12 protein-coding genes and 3 pseudogenes are annotated in these 19,213 nt (G+C 34.2%); 5 read left to right on the top strand and 10 right to left on the bottom strand.

The window, feature by feature from the left end; genetic code table 11:
- Positions 1-45 precede the first annotated feature (45 nt).
- The 4 genes and pseudogenes from F973_RS00895 to F973_RS00915 form a co-directional block, all read right to left on the bottom strand.
- Positions 46-5,082: a tyrosine-type recombinase/integrase gene (locus tag F973_RS00895; protein WP_004758935.1), complete on the bottom strand. Its 5,037-nt coding sequence runs from the start codon at positions 5,080-5,082 to the stop codon at positions 46-48.
- Positions 5,079-5,747: a hypothetical protein gene (locus tag F973_RS00900; RefSeq protein WP_004758937.1), complete on the bottom strand. Its 669-nt coding sequence runs from the start codon at positions 5,745-5,747 to the stop codon at positions 5,079-5,081. Before F973_RS00900 ends, F973_RS00895 begins: the two co-directional genes overlap by 4 nt.
- A gap of 149 nt (positions 5,748-5,896) precedes the next feature.
- Positions 5,897-6,453 (bottom strand): annotated as a pseudogene (locus tag F973_RS14245) (IS3 family transposase); the annotation flags it as partial.
- Positions 6,454-6,605: 152 nt separating this feature from the next.
- A complete protein-coding gene (locus F973_RS00915; protein WP_010589019.1) occupies positions 6,606-6,830 on the bottom strand; it encodes a hypothetical protein in 225 nt (74 codons plus the stop codon).
- 46 nt (positions 6,831-6,876) lie between these two features.
- Here F973_RS00915 and F973_RS14250 point away from each other — a divergent pair.
- Positions 6,877-7,278: pseudogene (locus F973_RS14250) on the top strand (IS30 family transposase); the annotation flags it as partial.
- A 700-nt stretch (positions 7,279-7,978) separates the two neighbouring features.
- Positions 7,979-9,289 (top strand): replication initiation protein, encoded by a 1,311-nt coding sequence (locus F973_RS00920; protein ID WP_004758940.1) that lies wholly within the window; start codon positions 7,979-7,981, stop codon positions 9,287-9,289.
- A gap of 123 nt (positions 9,290-9,412) precedes the next feature.
- Here F973_RS00920 and F973_RS00925 read toward each other — a convergent pair whose 3' ends face one another.
- The 4 genes and pseudogenes from F973_RS00925 to F973_RS00935 all read right to left on the bottom strand — a co-directional run bounded on the left by F973_RS00925 (position 9,413) and on the right by F973_RS00935 (position 11,730).
- Complete coding sequence (locus F973_RS00925; RefSeq protein ID WP_004758941.1) at positions 9,413-10,411, bottom strand: ParB/RepB/Spo0J family partition protein; 999 nt, start codon at positions 10,409-10,411, stop codon at positions 9,413-9,415.
- Entirely contained in the window at positions 10,411-11,028 is a 618-nt protein-coding gene (locus F973_RS00930) for an AAA family ATPase (protein ID WP_004758942.1), read from the bottom strand. Before F973_RS00930 ends, F973_RS00925 begins: the two co-directional genes overlap by 1 nt.
- Positions 11,029-11,214: 186 nt before the next feature.
- Positions 11,215-11,370, bottom strand: a pseudogene (locus F973_RS14910) (IS5/IS1182 family transposase); the annotation flags it as partial.
- Positions 11,371-11,484: 114 nt separating this feature from the next.
- The gene (locus F973_RS00935; protein WP_004282220.1) at positions 11,485-11,730 is read right to left on the bottom strand and encodes a hypothetical protein; all 246 of its coding nucleotides are present in this window, start codon (positions 11,728-11,730) and stop codon (positions 11,485-11,487) included.
- A gap of 153 nt (positions 11,731-11,883) precedes the next feature.
- Between F973_RS00935 and F973_RS00940 the strand changes: the two genes are divergently transcribed.
- Complete coding sequence (locus F973_RS00940) at positions 11,884-12,108, top strand: hypothetical protein (protein ID WP_004758944.1); 225 nt, start codon at positions 11,884-11,886, stop codon at positions 12,106-12,108.
- Between the two features lie 321 nt (positions 12,109-12,429).
- On the opposite strand, the gene F973_RS00945 is transcribed toward F973_RS00940, so the two are convergent.
- Positions 12,430-13,164: a YaaW family protein gene (locus tag F973_RS00945; RefSeq protein WP_004758945.1), complete on the bottom strand. Its 735-nt coding sequence runs from the start codon at positions 13,162-13,164 to the stop codon at positions 12,430-12,432.
- Positions 13,165-13,179: 15 nt separating this feature from the next.
- Positions 13,180-13,440, bottom strand: coding sequence for a DUF4258 domain-containing protein (locus tag F973_RS00950; RefSeq protein ID WP_004758946.1), 261 nt, complete (start codon positions 13,438-13,440; stop codon positions 13,180-13,182).
- A 146-nt stretch (positions 13,441-13,586) separates the two neighbouring features.
- Between F973_RS00950 and F973_RS00955 the strand changes: the two genes are divergently transcribed.
- Together F973_RS00955 and F973_RS00960 are read left to right on the top strand one after the other, a co-directional pair.
- Entirely contained in the window at positions 13,587-15,734 is a 2,148-nt protein-coding gene (locus tag F973_RS00955) for a dynamin family protein (protein WP_004758947.1), read from the top strand.
- 819 nt (positions 15,735-16,553) lie between these two features.
- Entirely contained in the window at positions 16,554-19,196 is a 2,643-nt protein-coding gene (locus tag F973_RS00960; protein WP_004758948.1) for a hypothetical protein, read from the top strand.
- The last annotated feature ends 17 nt before the right edge of the window (positions 19,197-19,213 follow it).

A 19,213-nucleotide genomic window follows, 5' to 3' on the forward strand; every position in this document is an offset into this window, starting at 1 on the left:
TCTTTCAAACCTTTGTGTAACAAAGCGTGCGTAAGTCATATTTACTTAGATTCTGATATGATCTCTAATCACCAAATATCGTGCACTCAACCACGTAAGTGCCCATCGCACGGCGCTTAATGAGGCTTGTTGAGACATAATTCTAAAATAATCATATTTATTATGTTTCATCACCATCGGAAAAAACTGATGTTCTGTAAGGATTGAAAGCATAGATTCATCCTCTGCCTTAAAGTGCATCAATACTTTGGTTACATTACTTTCATACAACCATTTTTTTATTAACCAATTATAAGTTTCTGATTGGTTCTGTTCTAAATAATCAAATCGCTCTAAAATCTCTTGTGCAGAATTAAAATCTACAGCACTTAGTAATTCAGGCAAACGTGCTAACTTTCCTTGTGTCGATAATGGATGTCTTCCTATATTTGAACCACGTTTACCTGACGGAATGTTTGCCATCGTAATTAAAGCTCTCTTCCAGGACTCAATATCTAATCGTGGCTGCCCCTGCCCTGAAATAAGATACCGCTCAATATCTTCAAATTGTTGAAATAAATCGTGTTTAATTACTTTTTCAGTAGAATTCCCTCTTTTTTGAGCATAGATTACCCACCTTTGTCTTTTTTTGAGTACATATTTTTCGATGGTATCTCTCAACTCATATTTTAGATTACCATTCTGTTGATGAATCGCTTGGAAATGCCTGAATAAATTACTCCGACTCATGACTCGCTTAAAAAATGCAGTATGTAAATTGGGTTGCTGTTGTTGCATGCTATAGGCATAAGTAGCCAGAAATAAGATATGAACATAATGCTTTAATGTTGTCGATTCATGTAAATGTCCAAGCACTCGACTAATCGCCTTAATCCCTTGCCCAACCTGTCCTTCATTGCCTACTAGCGTATTAAATTGCTCATTCGATGGCATCCAAGTTTGTAGCCATGGCAGTTCTATTGTCAGCGCTTTAAAATCCACCACTGTTTGCAAACACTTTAAAGTATATGCACTTGCAAACGTATGTCTTAAATGATGTAAGCTGAGATCAACATCTCCAGTGACTTTCTTTAATATTTGAGATATTTGATTGAAAAAAGGCCTATGCTCACTGTCCTCATCAGACATTAATATCGAATATTTTTTATTCTTATAAATATCATCTAATCCCTTTTGAATCGTCTGACTTAATAAATTCATCGGAACAACACGTTCTGATCCAAGTGTTTTTAACTGATGCTCACCATAAGGACGAATTCGGAGCATATCCTCATCAATATCTAAGGGCCGTAAATGAAGTGTCTCTGAACGGCGTACACCCATCGCTGCAGATAAACGAAAATGACGCTGAATCTCTAGACGTAAAGCAGCATCACTCACCCCAGATTCTACAGATTGTAATATTTGAACGATCTGCTGCACTTCATTTTTTGCAAAAACTTTAGCACTTGCTTGATGCGCTGTACGATTGTGTAACTTTATACGATCATCATTTAACTGAATTAAAAAATCTCTAAAGCGATTCCACGCAGCGAGATGCTTGCGGTGTGGAAAATGCTCTTGCGTCAACTCCATCCATTTTTGAAATACATCTTCATCAATCTGGCTATCTTTTGTTAAGTCTTCTGAAAACCCCAATATACCTGCACTGACTATGGCCAAATGTAGATGAATTATATTTCGATTCTGTCGACTTAACTCTTCTGCATCACAGCGTAAAATCAACCATTGCACAAAGCACGTTAATAAATTGACTGAGTAGTGATTCGTTTTATTATTGGCAAGCTGTTTAAGCCAAATGCTTGATCTAGACTCACCTTTTAGTTGCTGAATCATCGCTAAAATATCAGACAAATTTAGTTGCTCATCGCCTATTTCTATTTCATTTTCTGGCTCAGTACTATCTAAACCTGTGGTTAATTTTTCATATTCGGATAAGCGTAATAATTCATTTATTGAAAGATCTTCAGTCAGGACTTGGCCTGCTATATAACCTGCAATTAACGGAGTGCTATTTAACATCACATTTTGCTGTAAAGCTTTCAACCATTGAGCCAACGATAGAGTTGACTTAAGCCCTATTTGTTTTAAATATGTATTAAAACACTTTTGCCAAGTCGTTCTTTGTTGATTTCTTGACTGTGCTAAAATCTCTTTTAATCGGGGCTGTAGATACTGTCGGTCTACTAAAATTAAAGTCGAGACATAAGGACTTAACAGTACTGTACGGCGTATCTTCGTCACAGATCTATCATTATTCACTGTCAGCTCAACGAGCCGACTATTCCCCATAGCGACTATATGTTGATCAGAAGCAATAAACTCCAACATCGCTTGTAAATGGCTCACTCTGCACAGTTGTGCATACATGGAGAGTACAACCAGCAAACGTCCTATTTCAATATCACAATTTTGATGTTCAGGTAAATGTTCTAAATCCTTCTGAATAAGATCAAGTAAGTTTTGTTCAATATAACACCATGTACTAAAACTATTTTCAGATGTCAGCCATGTACGATGAGCCTTTTGAGGAAGTTGAACGAATAAAGGAATTTTCGTTTTATCGCGAATATAAGCACAATATGCTTTGATCGCTTGTGGCAAATCAATGTTTGTATTTTTAGCTAAATGGGAAGCTAATACATGTCCAAGCTCGAAAGATACGTTTGGCTCAGGATTTTCCTCAAAAATCAACTGACAATAGGACTCATACTCTGAGTTTTCCAGCCATTCTTTTACATCATTTTCTGAATATTGTATTCTCGGCTTCGTCTCTGCTTGAACTGTTTTAATCTCTTTGGTTACAACAAATGTTGGAATATTCAGGTTTTTAAAAAAATCAAGACATTCGAAACCTAACTGTTTTTGCAGGTTTTCTTGTACATCAAGCCACTGTTGTTTAAATGTTGATACAGGAAATACTGATAACATATCCCATGGATAACGACCGCGTACCCAGTGCCCAAGTCCAGCATCCTTGAACCGTCCAGGTAACTGATTATGATCAGAGCGAACCAGCTTCCGTGCCCAATTTCTACCTAAACCTTCAATCTGATGAGGATCACAAAGTTGCAACGCATAAGATGATAAATCAACACGTGGTTCAACTTGATCCCCCAGCATTCTCATCAAACCACGTAAAACTTGAATCTGTTTGATAAATGCTGCCGTCAATGGCACATAACGATCGGTTGATTCATCTTGATGATGTTTATCTTGAATCAATGCCCAGCCTTGCTGACTTATCCACTTTGGAAAGGGTTGCTTAATCCCCCGTCCTGCAGTTGCAAGATTCATCCATAATTCTGTATACAACGTTAAGTTATCAAAGAGCGTCTGCCAATCTTTCTGTTCGGCAGCCTGATTTATTCTCTTCTTTATTCTTGTAATTTCATTTTGTATTTCAACAATCTTTATCCCAGTCGGGCTACCCACGCGTTCACTAGAAGAGTGCATATATTCAGGAATATCAATTTTTATCGTTGTTAAACAATCAGCCCATAACTGCTCAAGTTTCCTCTGTTCAAAAGATGCATAATGAATTAAGTTATCATAATTCCGACCGGATGCATTAGTCACTGCTTTAACGACAGCTAAGTCACCTTGGCTATGCTCATATAACAACCGTGGAAGAAGATCTTTAATGCTTTTGAGGCTGATTTCTAACTCTTTCGGCACACTGTTAATAAGTCTTCTAACTTCGCGTTCAACTGCCGGTTGACGGGTTTTAATCGCAAGATTTTTGACTTGATTCACCAAATCATTGAGCTCACTTGGTAAAACCAATTGTAATTTCTTGGTCCATGGCAAATGAAATTTAGACTCTTCTGGCTTTGTTTTGAGTGTCGGTGTGCCTGCTAAAACGCTCAATACGTATGCAGATAAAGTATGATCATATTGAATAGCAATATTATTCTGATCAGTATTTTGACTAAAACACGGCGCTGTTAATTCAGTAACCGAACGTCCAGTGAGTAAACTCAATATCAAAGCTAATTTTGCGCGTAAAATTAAGCTGGTATCAGCCTTAGATGGTTGACAGAGCCTAAACACATCTTGAATCGAATTTAATGACAATCGCCATTTGGTCCAAACTAAACCAGCATTTGTAGCTTCAACATGCTGAAAAATAGACTTAGATGCATAAAGCCCTCGAATTAAATCGGATTGTTCGGCCAAAAAAAATGTAAACAATGGCTCCAATGGTGTTTCATCTTCTTCAATCTCATCATCCTCAAATACTTCAGAGACTAGACCACGATGAATTTCATCTACATCCTCTAAAGGTTGGATAGCAATACTTAATGAGCCGTATCGTTGCAAGATCAGTTTTTGATGCTTTAACCCTATACGGTGTAAAAACTCTCGACGTTTTTTCTTATTTTTTAGTCGATTCTTTTGCCAAATTTGTGATAAAAAGAGCTTTAATGCATAAAAAACTTCATTTAATCGTTTGTCTTCAGAACCAGCGGACATCAAATGAATCAGTTGTTTCGGTCCGTTTTTAGTCAGTAATTTTTCGACTTGTTCTAAAATATCCTCATTACTTGGATCACCCAATAGCCTGATCGCTAAAAAGGCGTTATACACACGAGATCCTTTTTGATCTTTCAGCTTTATGCTTCCATCACCCTTTAAATAATGACTATAAAGCTTTAGAGTATGTACATTTTTTTGAAAGTGAAATATTTGCTCTAAAAACCAAATAATTACAGTATCAAAACGCTCATTATTTCGACTTAGTCCTGCTTGAATCAATAGCAAATCACAAATTCCACTGTCTCCAGTGTATGGACGTAATGGCGTGAGTTTATGTTTGTTTCTATCTGTTGTTTCTGAGAAAAAATGTGAATGTTGATCAGAATTCTGTAATGTACTAATTATCTTTAAAGTATTAAGCTCATTACGAAATATTGGTAATTCATGATCACCAATCAATGTGAAAATTCGCTGACAAATGACAACAATACCAGCTAAGCTATAATGTGCACGCAACAAAAATAATGCTTGGATAAGTTCTTGTTCTTCTATATTTTCATGCTGCTTCATCCATTCTATGAGCTGCTTAAAATAAATATTCATAAACTGCTCCTAAGACGATAGATCCATGCTTTCTTAAAGTCTGTTAAAGCTAAAGCAATTTCTGCGGTTGGTGCCACACAAACAATTTGCTGCTGATGTTTTTGATAAAGTTCCTCCAGTCGAGGTAAAAATACAAAAAAGTCAGCTATGTGAAAATAGGGTTGCACAGACTTGCCAAGCTCTTTTACTTTAATTTTTTCTAATGGCAAAAGCTTCTGGGCGATATAACCTGCTAAAATATTTTCGATTAAAAAAGTACCACTCACCACCGGTGGTGCCCAATCTACCAATTTTTGAACAAAGGAAATCGGTAGTTTTTTTAAAAAATGCTGTGTATGAAAAAATAAAGGCATTTCTTCTAGATCTAAATGCTTTAGTCGAAGTTCTTTTGCAACCACCATCTTATTCTGTGCTTTATCCACTTTAGCCCAGTGCCTTCTTTTCACACTGTTCTTTAGAGTTTTTACATTAAATAAATCCCGATCGACAGCAAGCAGCAACTTACGATATATCGCGAGCAGTAGTAATGCTTGATTCTTAATTTCTTCTGAAAACCTGCTCTTTTCCCCATTAAGTAACATCATTTTCAAAACTAAAACAGGGCATGGTTTTTTAAACCTGCCTTCAGATATTGTTAATGCATCAATGAGCAATGGTGTCATCATTTTTTCTGCAAGTTAAGTTATTTTTAGCGTTGAAATAATAGACTAACATAGTCCCAAAATAAATAAAATTAAATCAAACAAATTTAAGATTTAATAAGAAAATATTTGATTTATATAATTTATTTACTAACTTTATTTTTATATCAATTCATTAAAGTACGTGTATGACGTCGTCCTATATGATGCCCTTGACGATTCAACAAATCACGCATCATACGACTGCCTGCAAAAGGATATTGCATATGTAATTCATCAATACATCGCATCAGTTTCAGATCTGATGAGCTAACAGGTTTTGGGCGATAATAATAACAACCACGGGAGACTTTCAGCAGCTTAGCTTGCTTAGATACTGAAATCTGAAGTGAGTCGTCGATTAACTTTTGTGGTTGAAGCGGCCCAGTTTCTTCAACACACCTTCTAAAAAATCAATTTCTAATGCCTGCTCACCGATTTTTGCATGTAACTTTTTAAGATCAATGGGGGGTTCTGATGGAGCTTTTGATTGATCGAAAGCTTGCGAGGAAGCTGAGATCAATTGATTTTTCCAGTCAATAATTTGGTTTTGATGAACATCAAATTCAGCACTCAATTCAGCACTCAATTCAGCAAGTGTTTTTTCTGCTTTAATCGCAGCAAGTGCTACCTTAGCTTTAAAATCATTTGAATGATTTCTTCTTGGTCTACGTGCCATAAAATACTCCATATATTGATGTTTATAACATCATTTGAGGAGCAAAATATCACTTATAGCTGTTGTTCAAATTTCCTGATCCACCTCTGAGGTGCTATAGACAATAGATTTTCACTGGAATATTTTTTTCAAACACGATATAGAATATTACGTCTATGTAGATACTAAGCTGTTTTTAAAAAATCAGAGATGGTCACATCTAAAACTATCAGCCAATCACACAGTCCAGCACCATCCATCTTCCAACACAGCAAGAATCTTGTGAAACGAAAGACCAGCTGCAAATCGAACTGGAACGTGTAGAAAACAGTATTGTTCAACTCAATCACGAAATCAGTATTTACCAACGCTATGCCGATCAATTCCCACGGCTGTCGAATGCTCTTCATTATTCCTGCATGAATCACAGCCAAAATAATTTAGAACTACTCGAATGTGAAACGTAAGAGTCTATATGTACATATCGTTCATTTGTGGCAAATGAGAACCTCAACTAAAACGATCTCGTGTCCTTTAGAATGTTTGCGTAGCAGTCATGCTTATAGTGTGACTTTTGATAATGGTAAGGAGTTTTCAGAGCATAGTAGGATAACAGATGCATGCATAGACACTTACTTTGTGGATCCATAAAAGTCTAATCAACGCGCTAAAAATGAAAATACGAATGAATATTTGCCAAAATCCTTATCGTTTGATGATGTATCAAAAGAGCGAATAGAATAGATAGAGTTTGGTCTAAATAATCGTCCTAGAAAGATACTATGTTGGTATACACTCAGTGAAGTGATCGCTGGTTTTTATAGTGTTGCACTTGTTGCTTCAATTCGTCTTATTTAAAATTTTATTAAAAAATTAAATTAAAGGTTTATAAGTATTTATATATGTTTATATATATTTAATAAGGTTTATAAGGATATTTTTATATTTAAATTCAATTGGTTATTCATTAATAACCATACGTTTTGTCCGTTCAACCATACGTTTTGTCCGTTCAACCATACGTTTTGTCCGTTCAACCATACGTTTTGTCCGTTCAACCATACGTTTTGTCCGATAACCATACGTTTTGTCTCAATTTATCCACAAAATTATCAATAGTAAAAATTCTCTTAAAGTGAATATACAAATATTCATTGCAGTTAGCACAATAAAAACTATAACCATGAATTTTTTCTATTCCAAATAAATGATGATGTTTTAAGCACTATCAATACGTTTTGTCCGATGTACATGCTTTTTTATTGAAGATTGGTTTTTCTTTCTATTGATATATTGGATTATTTTACTTATTTTTTTTATTGTAATGACATTAAAAGCATTTAATAGCAATGCTTTGAGCTTATTTGAATTTTATTTTTGATATAACCATACGTTTTGTCCTGTTCTCATTATTTATTAGATTATATGAAATGACCATACGTTTTGTCCGTTGTTGATAATTTTATTAAATATCTGTGAATAACCATACGTTTTGTCCGTAAGCTAAAAGATATATTTTTATTGATCTGTTTGCTTTCATTGTTGATTTCAATACAAAATGTTATTAATGTATGGTTATAAAATTGTAACCACGGAGTTTGGTTTGAAAAGTACAGAATTAATAAAGCCTTCTTCTCGTCGTGTTCAATACACTGATTTAGTGGCTACACGTAATGATATGACCACTGCAAATTACAGTTATGAAGCTAATGAAGAAAAGCTAGTGTACTGTGCTATGGTTGCTGTGCGCAAAAATGAACTAAATAAAAATATGCGCTTTGATCCAGATGAGTTAATTACGATTAGTGCAGCTAATTTTGGTGAATTGATTTCAGAAAAAGATTTAGATAAAGATGTTGTCACAGCAAGTGAGCTATATGAAATTCATCGGTATGGTGAAAAGGCCTTGCAGCGTGTTTATGATAGTTATAAGCCTAAGGTAATGTTGATCAAGAAAAAAGATGATCCTACACCAATTAAGGTACCAATGATTATTTATTGTCATTATAGTAAAGAAACTAAATGCATGCAGATTCGTTTTGCTAGAGAATTTTATAATTACTTCTACAACTTAATTAATCCGACAGGTATGACGCATTCATTTAGTACACACCAAATTCGCTATGTTATGCGGATGCGTTCTAATTATGCCATGCGGATTTATAGGATTCTCAATTCTGAATTATGGAAAGCTGAGTCATTAGGTATTCAGCAAATTCATGATATAAGTTTGGAAAGATTGCGTTTTGCTTTAGATATTGAAGATAAATATAAACTAATCGATAACTTAAAAAGCCGTGTTTTGAATGTTGCTAAAACACAAATTAATAAGTTAAGTAATCTTGAAATTGATTATGAAACGATTAAAAATGGAAAATTTGTTGTAGGTATACGTTTTACTTACAAAATGAAGGAAGAGCATAGAAATCTAATTTTTCAACGTATTATTGATCGATTAAAAGAAAAACATCTTAAAAATGCAATTCCATATAGTGATGATGGATCACACTTTAAAGATAAAGAACGCGTTAAATATATTAAACCAGTCACTAAGTTGAGCTCTAAGCAAATCACAGTTTTAGTGAATTGTGATGTTTTCTTAAACGATTATGGTTATTTTTTAGGTGATTTGGATACGATTACAGCTAAAAAAACGATGCGTAGCTTATTAACAAATAAGTTAGATATATTGAATGATCATAAACTTATTGATCTGGATTACTATTTTTGGATACAAGCAAAACGCAATATGAATATCTTTAAAAAAGATGCGTCTGAAGATAATATGGCAGAGCATGAAGATAAAAATATTGCAGATTCTGATATGGATGAAATTTTAGATCCTGCAGAAGATCAACTACCTTTCTGATGATAACCTTTCTTATGTATCATTTTTTAATCTTATATATATGGTAAATGGTAGTATCCAATATCAATCTATAACATATTGGATACTCAATTATAAATTTCCACTGTGGAAATTTATAATTTTTTATACCTTATCGTCTAAATCAGCAAGAAAAGCTTCTAGTTTTTCAATTTTTTCTTGATTAAATTCAGCATTTAAACTAGTACGAATATTTACGACTGTCTTCCCATTGAGATTTTTTTCAATCTTAATTGAGCCAAATTTAAGACCATTTTTATCTTTTAGTACCATTTTATTAATTTTAGACGTATTTGTGATATTTTGTTCTTGCTTTTTAGCTATCTCTTGTACAGTTAATGCTTTTTCTATTTCGTAAATGAATTTTTTTGATGGACGATTAGTTTCTGTAAATTCATTTAGATATTTTTTCCATATATTAAATGTGGCAGATTCAACCAATTGATGATTAAATTTTAAAACGAGTTTATTTAATTCGGTTAACAATTGTTGTGCAGTTGCACCTGAAATAGCTTTTGGATTTATTTTTAGATCTTCTTTTATATAATCTGGAAGTTTATAAAAGCTCATTAATCTAAAGTATTTAGATTGATCTAGTTGATATTTTTGAGTGATAAATTCTACATTTTGTATAGAGTATCCAAACTCATTACAATGTTTTTGTATGGCGTTGACTAATTCAAAATCACTAAGATTCGATCGATGTAAGTTATCAATCAATGAAATTAAAGCTGTTTTTTCCTTGGATTTATCATCTCGAATAATTGCACGAATCGTCTTATGCTTTAATATATCTCGAACAGCTCTAAACCTTTTTTCTCCACCGACGAGCTCATATCTTTCCTCTTTTTTTATAACAACAATAGGGTAAATTTGTCCATTCGTTGCAATACTCGTGGCAAGAATTTCAACTTCCTGTAAAACTTTATCTGTAATAATACGAGGTTGATGCTCTGAGAAGTCAATAAGTTCTATAGGTACATCAACAATATTATTTTCAATTGATGATATTAACGATACTTTTCCTGTTCCTGCTGCATTAATAAATGCCTGCTCCATTTCAAGAGAATCATTAAAATCGACAATTAATGGTTTTTTTGCCATTACAGGATCTCCACCAAAAATTCATTTAATTCATCTTTTGCTTTGCTGCTACCCATTTCTAATACTGATTTTCCTTCGATCATCGCATCGCGAAATTGTTTGCGATCACGCAAAATTGTATTTAGTGTTTTAACAGACTTGACTTGCTGTAATAGCTCTAAAGCAGCATCAATTTCTGTAGATTTATTATTAGTTGGGGCTTTATTTAACACCACAAATGTTTTTAAATTTTTATTCACTTGTTTTGCTGTATTTACTAATCTTAGAACAAAAGGTAGTACTTCAATATCTGTTTGACTAGGTTGTGTTGGAATAATAAGAACATCTGCTGTTAATAATGCTGAACGAAATTCAGCTGAATCACGCCCTGCAACATCCAATACAATATATTTATTATTTTGTTTTAATTGTTGTAATTCTTCTTTTAAATTATCTTTAAGAGCAATGGTTGTAATAGAATCTTGTAGTCTACGTTTACTCCATTTTATAGAGGATTGTTGATCATCTCCATCTACAAGAGTCGTCTTGCCTTTTTTACTCAGAGCAACAGCTAAGTTGGTTGATAGCGTTGTCTTTCCAACACCACCTTTTTGATTTGCGATTACGTATATTGTCATGGGTAATATATATAAAAATTAAATTTATATTAGCATAATAAAAAAATAAAAAAAATATTTTTAAATTTCCACTGTGGAAATTTAAAAAATCAAATTATCTATAAGCCTAGTTATTATCTTTTTCGGATTCAATAGGCCTTGTTACACAAAGATTTAAAAATTAAGGTTCCCCATATCACTTCAAATTTAAGTGATAACTTGGGTATGAGGTTGGCCTAATTCCATAAATTTATTTAATACTGCTACACGGGCATGAATCTCATTGACCTGGCTTTGAAAGTTCCTTGCACTCAGTTTATCCCCCAATAATTTGATGCAATGCATTTTGGCTTCCACCAAAGAAGCAATGTACTATGATAAGATTAACCCGTTAGGTCAGGTGGCCTAACTTAAATAAAAAAGTCTCCGACAAACCCGGTACGGTTCATTTCGATTTTTTACCGTGCCTCTCATAAATTAACAGTCAAAGCTGAAGAAGTGTTCTGGGAAACAAGAAACAAAGGCTTTTTGAATATCGCTGTACTCACACTCAGGATGCTTCTCTAAATAACGTCGAGTCCAAATCAGTGTGGCTTCATAATCATTAAAGCACTGATCGAGTTGTAAAAAAATCCACAGTTCATGGGCTTTTTGAATGAAAAAGTCATTGATGATCATGAGAGCAATTTTCTTTTCAGTGTTTGAATCCGGGTATGAGTACATATTATATTTCTCCGATAGTAAGGATAAATAGGTTAGTTGATAAGCTATTTATAACACATAAAAATATGTGTTTACCACATAATTTTATGTGTTTTTATGTAAGTATAACCCTATGCTATAATCTCAAAACACCATTTCTATAAATTTAATTAAATGCCATATACTGAATTTCAACGTCTTGTCGGTAAAGCAGGGCTTTCAATTAAGGAATTTGCTGCCTTATTGGATATGAAACCTAATTCGATTACGAATTACAGTAAACAAGGTGTGGTTCCTACACATATTGCTGTAATCGTTGCGTTGATTTCTACGATGAAAGATGAGGGATTAGATTTCTATCCAATTTTTGAAAAAGTTAAGTCGTATTCACAAGAATAAAACTCTCGTTTTTTGATTGTTGTAAGCTTTTTAGTAGATATTGATGATGTAAAAAATGCCTGAACTTCAGGCATTTTTTTTGTTTCAGGGACTTATAAGCCTCGATAGAACTTTTCAATAAAGTATCGAGTTTTGAGAACCAGGGTGATCATCAAATTCTTATGTTCTGAGATCTTAGGTCGAGCATTCGGTAAACCGGACATTTCTATTTTGGGCTTACAGATGATGATGATGAATTTCGCATAAGAGATTTTATGTTAAGTAAGTGATCAAAAGGCCCATTAGTAAGGCCTCTCGTAACGTATATTTCAATCTTAAAAATTAAATAGAATTGTCTTGTGAATGTTTTTTTCGTAATACTGCTATTTGTATTACAGCAGGTAGAGTTACTCGAAAAGCAGGTCCAGCTATATCAATTAAAGTCCAAGCTCCAGTAATAACCCAACCTACCGGACCTGTTAAGAGTGACATAGTTCTGGCTAAGGTAGCATTCGCAGCCAAAGTTAATCCCTTACCAAATAATGCTCGACTGATAGCATTAGCAATGATTAATGTTAATTGATAGGATTTGAACCCTCCTGCACGAAAAATAGCTTGAAAAACTCCCAGTAATGCTTCAGCAGAGTAATTTAGATCATTAATATCAAGCTCTTTTGCTAGTTCTTTTAAGTCCTCTTGTGACATTTTTTCTAGAGCATCATGGAGAATTTTTAATAATAAATTGTTTTCGATAAATTCTGTTTTTGCATCTTTGTTGTAATTTACCTTTAGTTTATCACAGACATCCATTAACACTTCACGATAGAAAACACCTTTTCCTCCCCGAAACATTGTTGCGAAACTATTTGCGCCAAAACATTGAAGTTCTGCGGCTATTAATTCCCAGTATTTACTATGATTCGGAAAATGTAACTTATACGGATCTGAATAGGTTAGTTCTTCAGTAAGTCTAGTTTCTCCATCTTTATCATGGGTTAGACAATATACTAGATCATCTAAATCAGTTGATTTAAGATGCCCTAAAAATTCAAGATCGAAATCAGTTCTATAAGCCATGTAATTTCCTCGTTCTTAATAAGCTTTATAGCTTTCATAGTCATAAGTTGTGATTACAGAGCTATTATCTGTCACCACAACTACCCCACCCTTATCGATTAACTTTTTAGCTAAGGCTAGCTGTCTAGTTAGATGCTGAATTACTTTGTTTAAAAGTTTTCTATTAGTGACATAAGCATCGCCATCTATACTTCCATAATTCAAAGTGAATTCGATCATTTCTTTTGAAATTCCACGAGTATTCATGCGATTAATTGAATGATATGTATATTTCATAGTTAACCCTCGTTTTTATCTAGAGCCAGAATAAGTAAATTAAAAAAAATATGCAATACATGCATAATAAATAATTTTTACCCTAAAATATTGAATGTTGTATTTTTTTTGGGTATTCTTATTTTTTAATAAATAAGACTTGAATTATGAATATTGATAATTTAGTAAATTTAAAAGAAATGAGAACTTTGGCTGAAATTTCACAAGCTGAAATGGCTAAAGCTTTAGATGTTTCACAAAGTCAAATTTCAAGATATGAAGAAGATCCTGAAGATGTTCCAATGAAAATTTTAAAAAAGTGGGCTGAAATATGTGGATTTTTAGAAGGTAAATTAGAACCAATTACAGTTGGACATCCTTATTTAGATATCCAAAATAAAAAAAAGATTATATATGAGCAATTAAACTATGCCCCAGTAATTACAGAATCTAGTTCTGGAGTTATTGAGACGCTGAATGTTGATAATCTTATTTCTAATCTTGATCAAATTTCTAGAAAACCTCGTTTAGGTGTTTTTGGCCACTTTGATATGGGAAAATCTAGATTATGTAATGTTTTACTAGGAGATAGTTGTTTACCAACAAGATATCAACCCACTACTAGTGTGGCATGTATCTTACGTCATATATCGGATAAACCATCTTGGCAAATAGAAGATGTATGGATGATGGATAAAGATTTTAATATTCATAAGATTAACGATGAAGAACATTGTAAAAGACATCGTGTTAAAGCAGGAAACTTAGCTTCATTAGAGAGCTATGTTACACACCAAGATGATGAAGACTTAGATAGCCATTATGCAGTGCTTTATATCGATGCTCCAATTCTCCTAGCATGTGATTTAGTGGATATGCCAGGTTATGAAAATGATGAAAATGATTCTAAAAGAACCGAATTGGCAACAACTTTTGTAGATATTGTTTTGTACCTTTCTACAGCTCAATGCTTTCTAGGTAAAAATGACTTAGATTATATTGGTAGCTTAATAAATGTACTGCCGTCCTATGAAAGTGAAAAAATTAGATCTTTAGATAACTTATTTATTATAGCGACACGATCAGATATTATTGAAAATCAAAATGATATTTTTAATATATTAAATAGAGCTGCTAAAAGAGCATTTAAACATCTTGAGTATAAATTTGAAGACAGAGGGGCTGAAGAAGAAGTTACAGAGGAGTATCTCCGCAGTCGTTTCTTTACTTTTTCAGCCGATAAGAAGTACTTACGTGCAGAATTTGAAAAGAATTTAGTCAATTTATTACAAGATCGCTTACCTTCTTTAGTCTCAGAAAAATTTAATACTTCCTTTCAAGAAAGTCTTGAAGCCCTTTCTCATAAATATAAAAATTTAACTGAAAATCTGGATAATATTCTTAATCAACATGAGCAGATGAAAATTCAATTGGAGTCCATGAAAGAAGATGAAAAAGTTGATTCAATAAATAGGAAAAAACACAAAGAGAAGATATTAAAAGATATCGAAATATACAAAAACGAATGTATTTCAGAGGTCAAAGTTGTCACAAAAAAGTATTTAACTATTGATTATATTGAAAGCATGATTAAATCCAGATATGAGGACAAAAAAGATGCTCAGCAATTAGCTGCAAGCTATTTATCAGACTTAATACAATTTTCTATTAATAAAAAAGTTAAAGAGAAATCTGTAGAATTATCAAAGCAAATTGATGACTTATTAAACGAATATGACAAAAAACAAGGATTTAGTAAGGATTTAAAATTGGATTTTGACTCTAAAACTATTTTTATGGGAGCTGTAGCAAGCTTAACAACGTTTGGAGCATTAGCCACATGGGCTAGTATTGTTGCTGCTGGCAGTAACTTAGGAGCCTATTTGCTTGTTCCAACAGTAGTAAGCTTTTTATCTAGTATAGGTGTTAGTGTAGGCGGAACTGCTGCAGCTGCTAGTATCGTTGCAGTTTTAGGTGGTCCAATTACAATTGGTATTGGAATCGCTGTAGTAATAGGGGGAATCTTCGCATGGTTAACAGGTTCTAGTTGGCAGAAAAAAATTGCTAAAAAGCTTGTTGATTTATTTGAAAAAGAGGATTTTGAAAATAAATTAATAAAAGGTATAAGTGTGTATTGGAATGATACCTCTAAGGCTTTCGAAAGTGCTGCAAATGAAACTGAAAAAAAATTTCAAGATGAAGTTTCTAATTTAGAAAATAGTCTTAATTGTCTAGATGATGCTACTTTAAAAGAGCACAAAGATTACTACACTGCTTTAAATTTCTTTTTAAAAAACTTAATAGCAAAATTCTGATTTATAAATAATAAAAAACCCCGGCATCCTGCCAGGGTTTTTTATTGGAACATTAGGTCTCTGTGCTCTTGCGTGTCTTATATAGCGCCATCCTGGTGCTTATTTTTAATTATATGGAACTTCCTGTTCCTGACCACTTAATCATATGAAAATTCTATTATTGCGTATAGACGCAAAGGGCCGGAATTGTTGTGAGTATATGCGTACAAGATAGGCTAAAAACTGTCCCAGGTTTATCCGCAGGAAATGGGGATAATTTTAGATCCTGGGACGTTGAGAATATTAGAAAAACCGCAAAATTGATTACTTTTTAAACAAATTTATTGGCAAGAACTATCAAAACCGCTCATAAAAAAGCCGACTTGTTTCCAAGTCAGCTTTTCGACATCGTCGAGCATCACCACTATAACACAAGTGTATGATTTTTATATATTTAAAATATACTGTTTCGTATAACCGCCATTATGTTAAATGGGTTCATTTTTACTATTTATAAGTCACTTAAGCATAATAAATAGTCATTACAGTCATGAATCCAAATACTGTCTAGGATCACATATAAGATTCTTGCTAGCTAGATAGTTAGTTTTATGCAGAATCTCCTGCCTATATTTTAAGAGAAAACTTTACTTTTAGATCATATTATTTTTAGGGGGATTACCAGCGCAGCAAACAAGTAGGTAAAAAATTAGGTGAATGATAGAATATTTGCCGTGTTGAAATTAACCAATACGATGCAGTTAATTAAAGGCATATTAAATCCTTTCTGATTAAAACTTTAAATAACTATCCCTGTCTAATTTTTATAAAGAGACTAACATGCGCCTAATTGTTGTAAGACGAAACTCATTTAATACAGGTAATACGAAAGGCTACGTCATTCCTATTGCATACGAGAATGATGATTTAACTATTACACTCATACAACCAGACGCATTCCCAAATAATCAGCGAATTTGGATTAGCAGTGAATATGAATTAATCGAAAACCAATTCCTAGCAGATGAAATTTTCTACCTTAACTCATACCGTGATAGTTGGGAGCAACGAGATAATTCAGAAGATGAACGGTTACGAGTAGCTAATGAAAAAGAACAACTAGCGATCAACCCAAATACATGCCGATATTATGCTCGTGGTAGCAGTGCATCACGCATTGACAGTAGTTACATGCCTGTGATTGATCTGCCAAATCTTCCAGATATGTCTACTGGCCGCTACACATCACACTTGATGCCGAAATTCCCTGCGGTGGGCATACCATTTATGGTTTCCGTGGGAGCCTACTTGTATGGTCCATTCCAGATTCGTCGTGATGGCACAGCGAATAACTCGGATGAAATTATCTTTGAAACAGTGAACCGTATTACGCCACTATCTCTTCAAAACAACTACATTGCCAAGATCAGCACCAAAGAAGTTGAAGGTCTGGAAATCTTGCTACGTGTTTCTACAGCAAATACGGTCGCAACGTATATCACCAATCTGCATGCAATTAAAAACTCAATTAAGTATGAGACAATTGATTACATTCCAGATTCAGCTCTGATCAACTATTTCACACGTAATGACTATTTCAAGGACAGTCCACTGTCGAAGAGTAGTGCTTCTGCGTTGCGTACAGCGATTGAAAACTATGTTCGTAAAGGACAAATTGCTAAAAACAACGAGCGTGTAGAGCGTCTGTTCAATATTCTCGATAAATTTATCGAAAACGATTCACAAAACTTTGAACTCGTTAAACGCTATCTTTCTACCAAAGATGGTGAACGCTTCCTGTCAGAGTTTTTAAGTAAACACGAAGAATCTATCTTACGTGAGCACTTGACCAAGATTCGTGAGAAAAACAACAAAGAACTTGAAGATGCTACTCGTAACCATGAAGAGCAAATCAAGCAATTGAACAGTCGTTTTGCATCTGAAAAAGCTAAAGTTGATGCGAAGATCGGCAAGCTCAATGAAGAATATGCGAAGGCTCAGGAAGAGCAGCAGAAAAAAATCAGTGAAATGAACACTGAGAACTTTAAAAAGGATGTAACCGATCTTCAAGACCAAATTAACGAGTTGAAGAAAGAACTCAATCTTTTGGAAAGTATTAAAGAAACCAACAATGAGATTCAACGATTACGTGGTCGTCGAGAAAGCCTTGACGAAGATGTGCGTGAAAAACACACGCAGCTCGAAAACGTGATGAAGATGATTGATGTTCAAACCAACTTGTTGAAGAATCCAGGTCAGCTTATGGAATCATACGCTACTCAGGAAACTCTACGCTTCTTCTCCAATGGTGGTCTTATTAATCGCCCAGAACCGACATTCGAGTTGGAGCCACTTGCTAAGGCAGCGATCAATGTTACTGGTGAAACACGTATTTCATATTTGAGCTACTTACAGCAAAAAATCAATGAAAATCGTGAACGTCCGATCTCATACAATGAGACTGCGAACCTTGTAGTTTCTGTGATGCAGAACTATATGACTGTATTCAACGGCTTACCAGGTGTAGGTAAAACTTCTACAGTTACCAACTTTGCAAAAGCTTTGGGTATTGTGGGTAGCAACTCGAATAAAGCGAACTTCCTCAATGTTGCTGTTGCTCGTGGTTGGACTTCTAGTAAAGACCTACTGGGCAACAAAAACGCTATTCGCTCTCGTTATGAAGAGGGACGTACTGGCATCTACAATATGCTTAAAGCCCTTGAACGAAGTGCCAATAATCCGGGCGAAGGTTTAGTCAACCATGAAATGTTGAGCATTATCCTATTGGATGAAGCTAACCTTTCTCCAATGGAACATTACTGGTCAGACTTCCTATCCATCTGTGACGGCTTCAAAGAAGGTCGCACGATGAATCTTGGTGGCAATGATTCTGCTTACCAACTCGTTTTACCGCCTAGCTTACGTTTTATTGCAACCATCAACTCCGATGCGACTGTGGAGCCACTATCTGACCGTCTGATTGACCGTGCGACAGTGATCACACTAGATAACGATCTTCCAAATCAGGATGCGTCTGGCATAATCGAAGCTGAATTGTTTAACGGCTCAGTACCATACGTTGAACTTGCGGAAGCATTTATGATCGAACCCTCTGATCGTGAATTAATGATCGAAAATGGAAAATTAAGCTCAGAAGAACACATTCTTTGTGAAATCATGGCGAAGCTTGAAGCTCCAATGCCTCGTACATCTTCAATTCGTATTTCTAAACGTAAAGAACATGCAATCATGTCTTACTGTGCTGTTGCCAACGAATTGAGCTACCAACAAGTAGACCCAATCGACTTCGCAGTTGCTCAACACATTATTCCTAAGATCAAGGGTCATGGTGCAGGGTTCAAAGAACGCTTGAATGAAGTTGACAAAGTGTTAAGTGAAGCTCGTCTACAACACTCTAAACGCCTTCTAAAATATATTTTAGATAACGGCTCAGAGTACGCAGACACTTACTCATTACTGTAATAGCTCACTAAACACTC

Source organism: Acinetobacter sp. CIP 102129 (genome assembly GCF_000368305.1).
GTDB classification, from domain to species: domain Bacteria; phylum Pseudomonadota; class Gammaproteobacteria; order Pseudomonadales; family Moraxellaceae; genus Acinetobacter; species Acinetobacter parvus.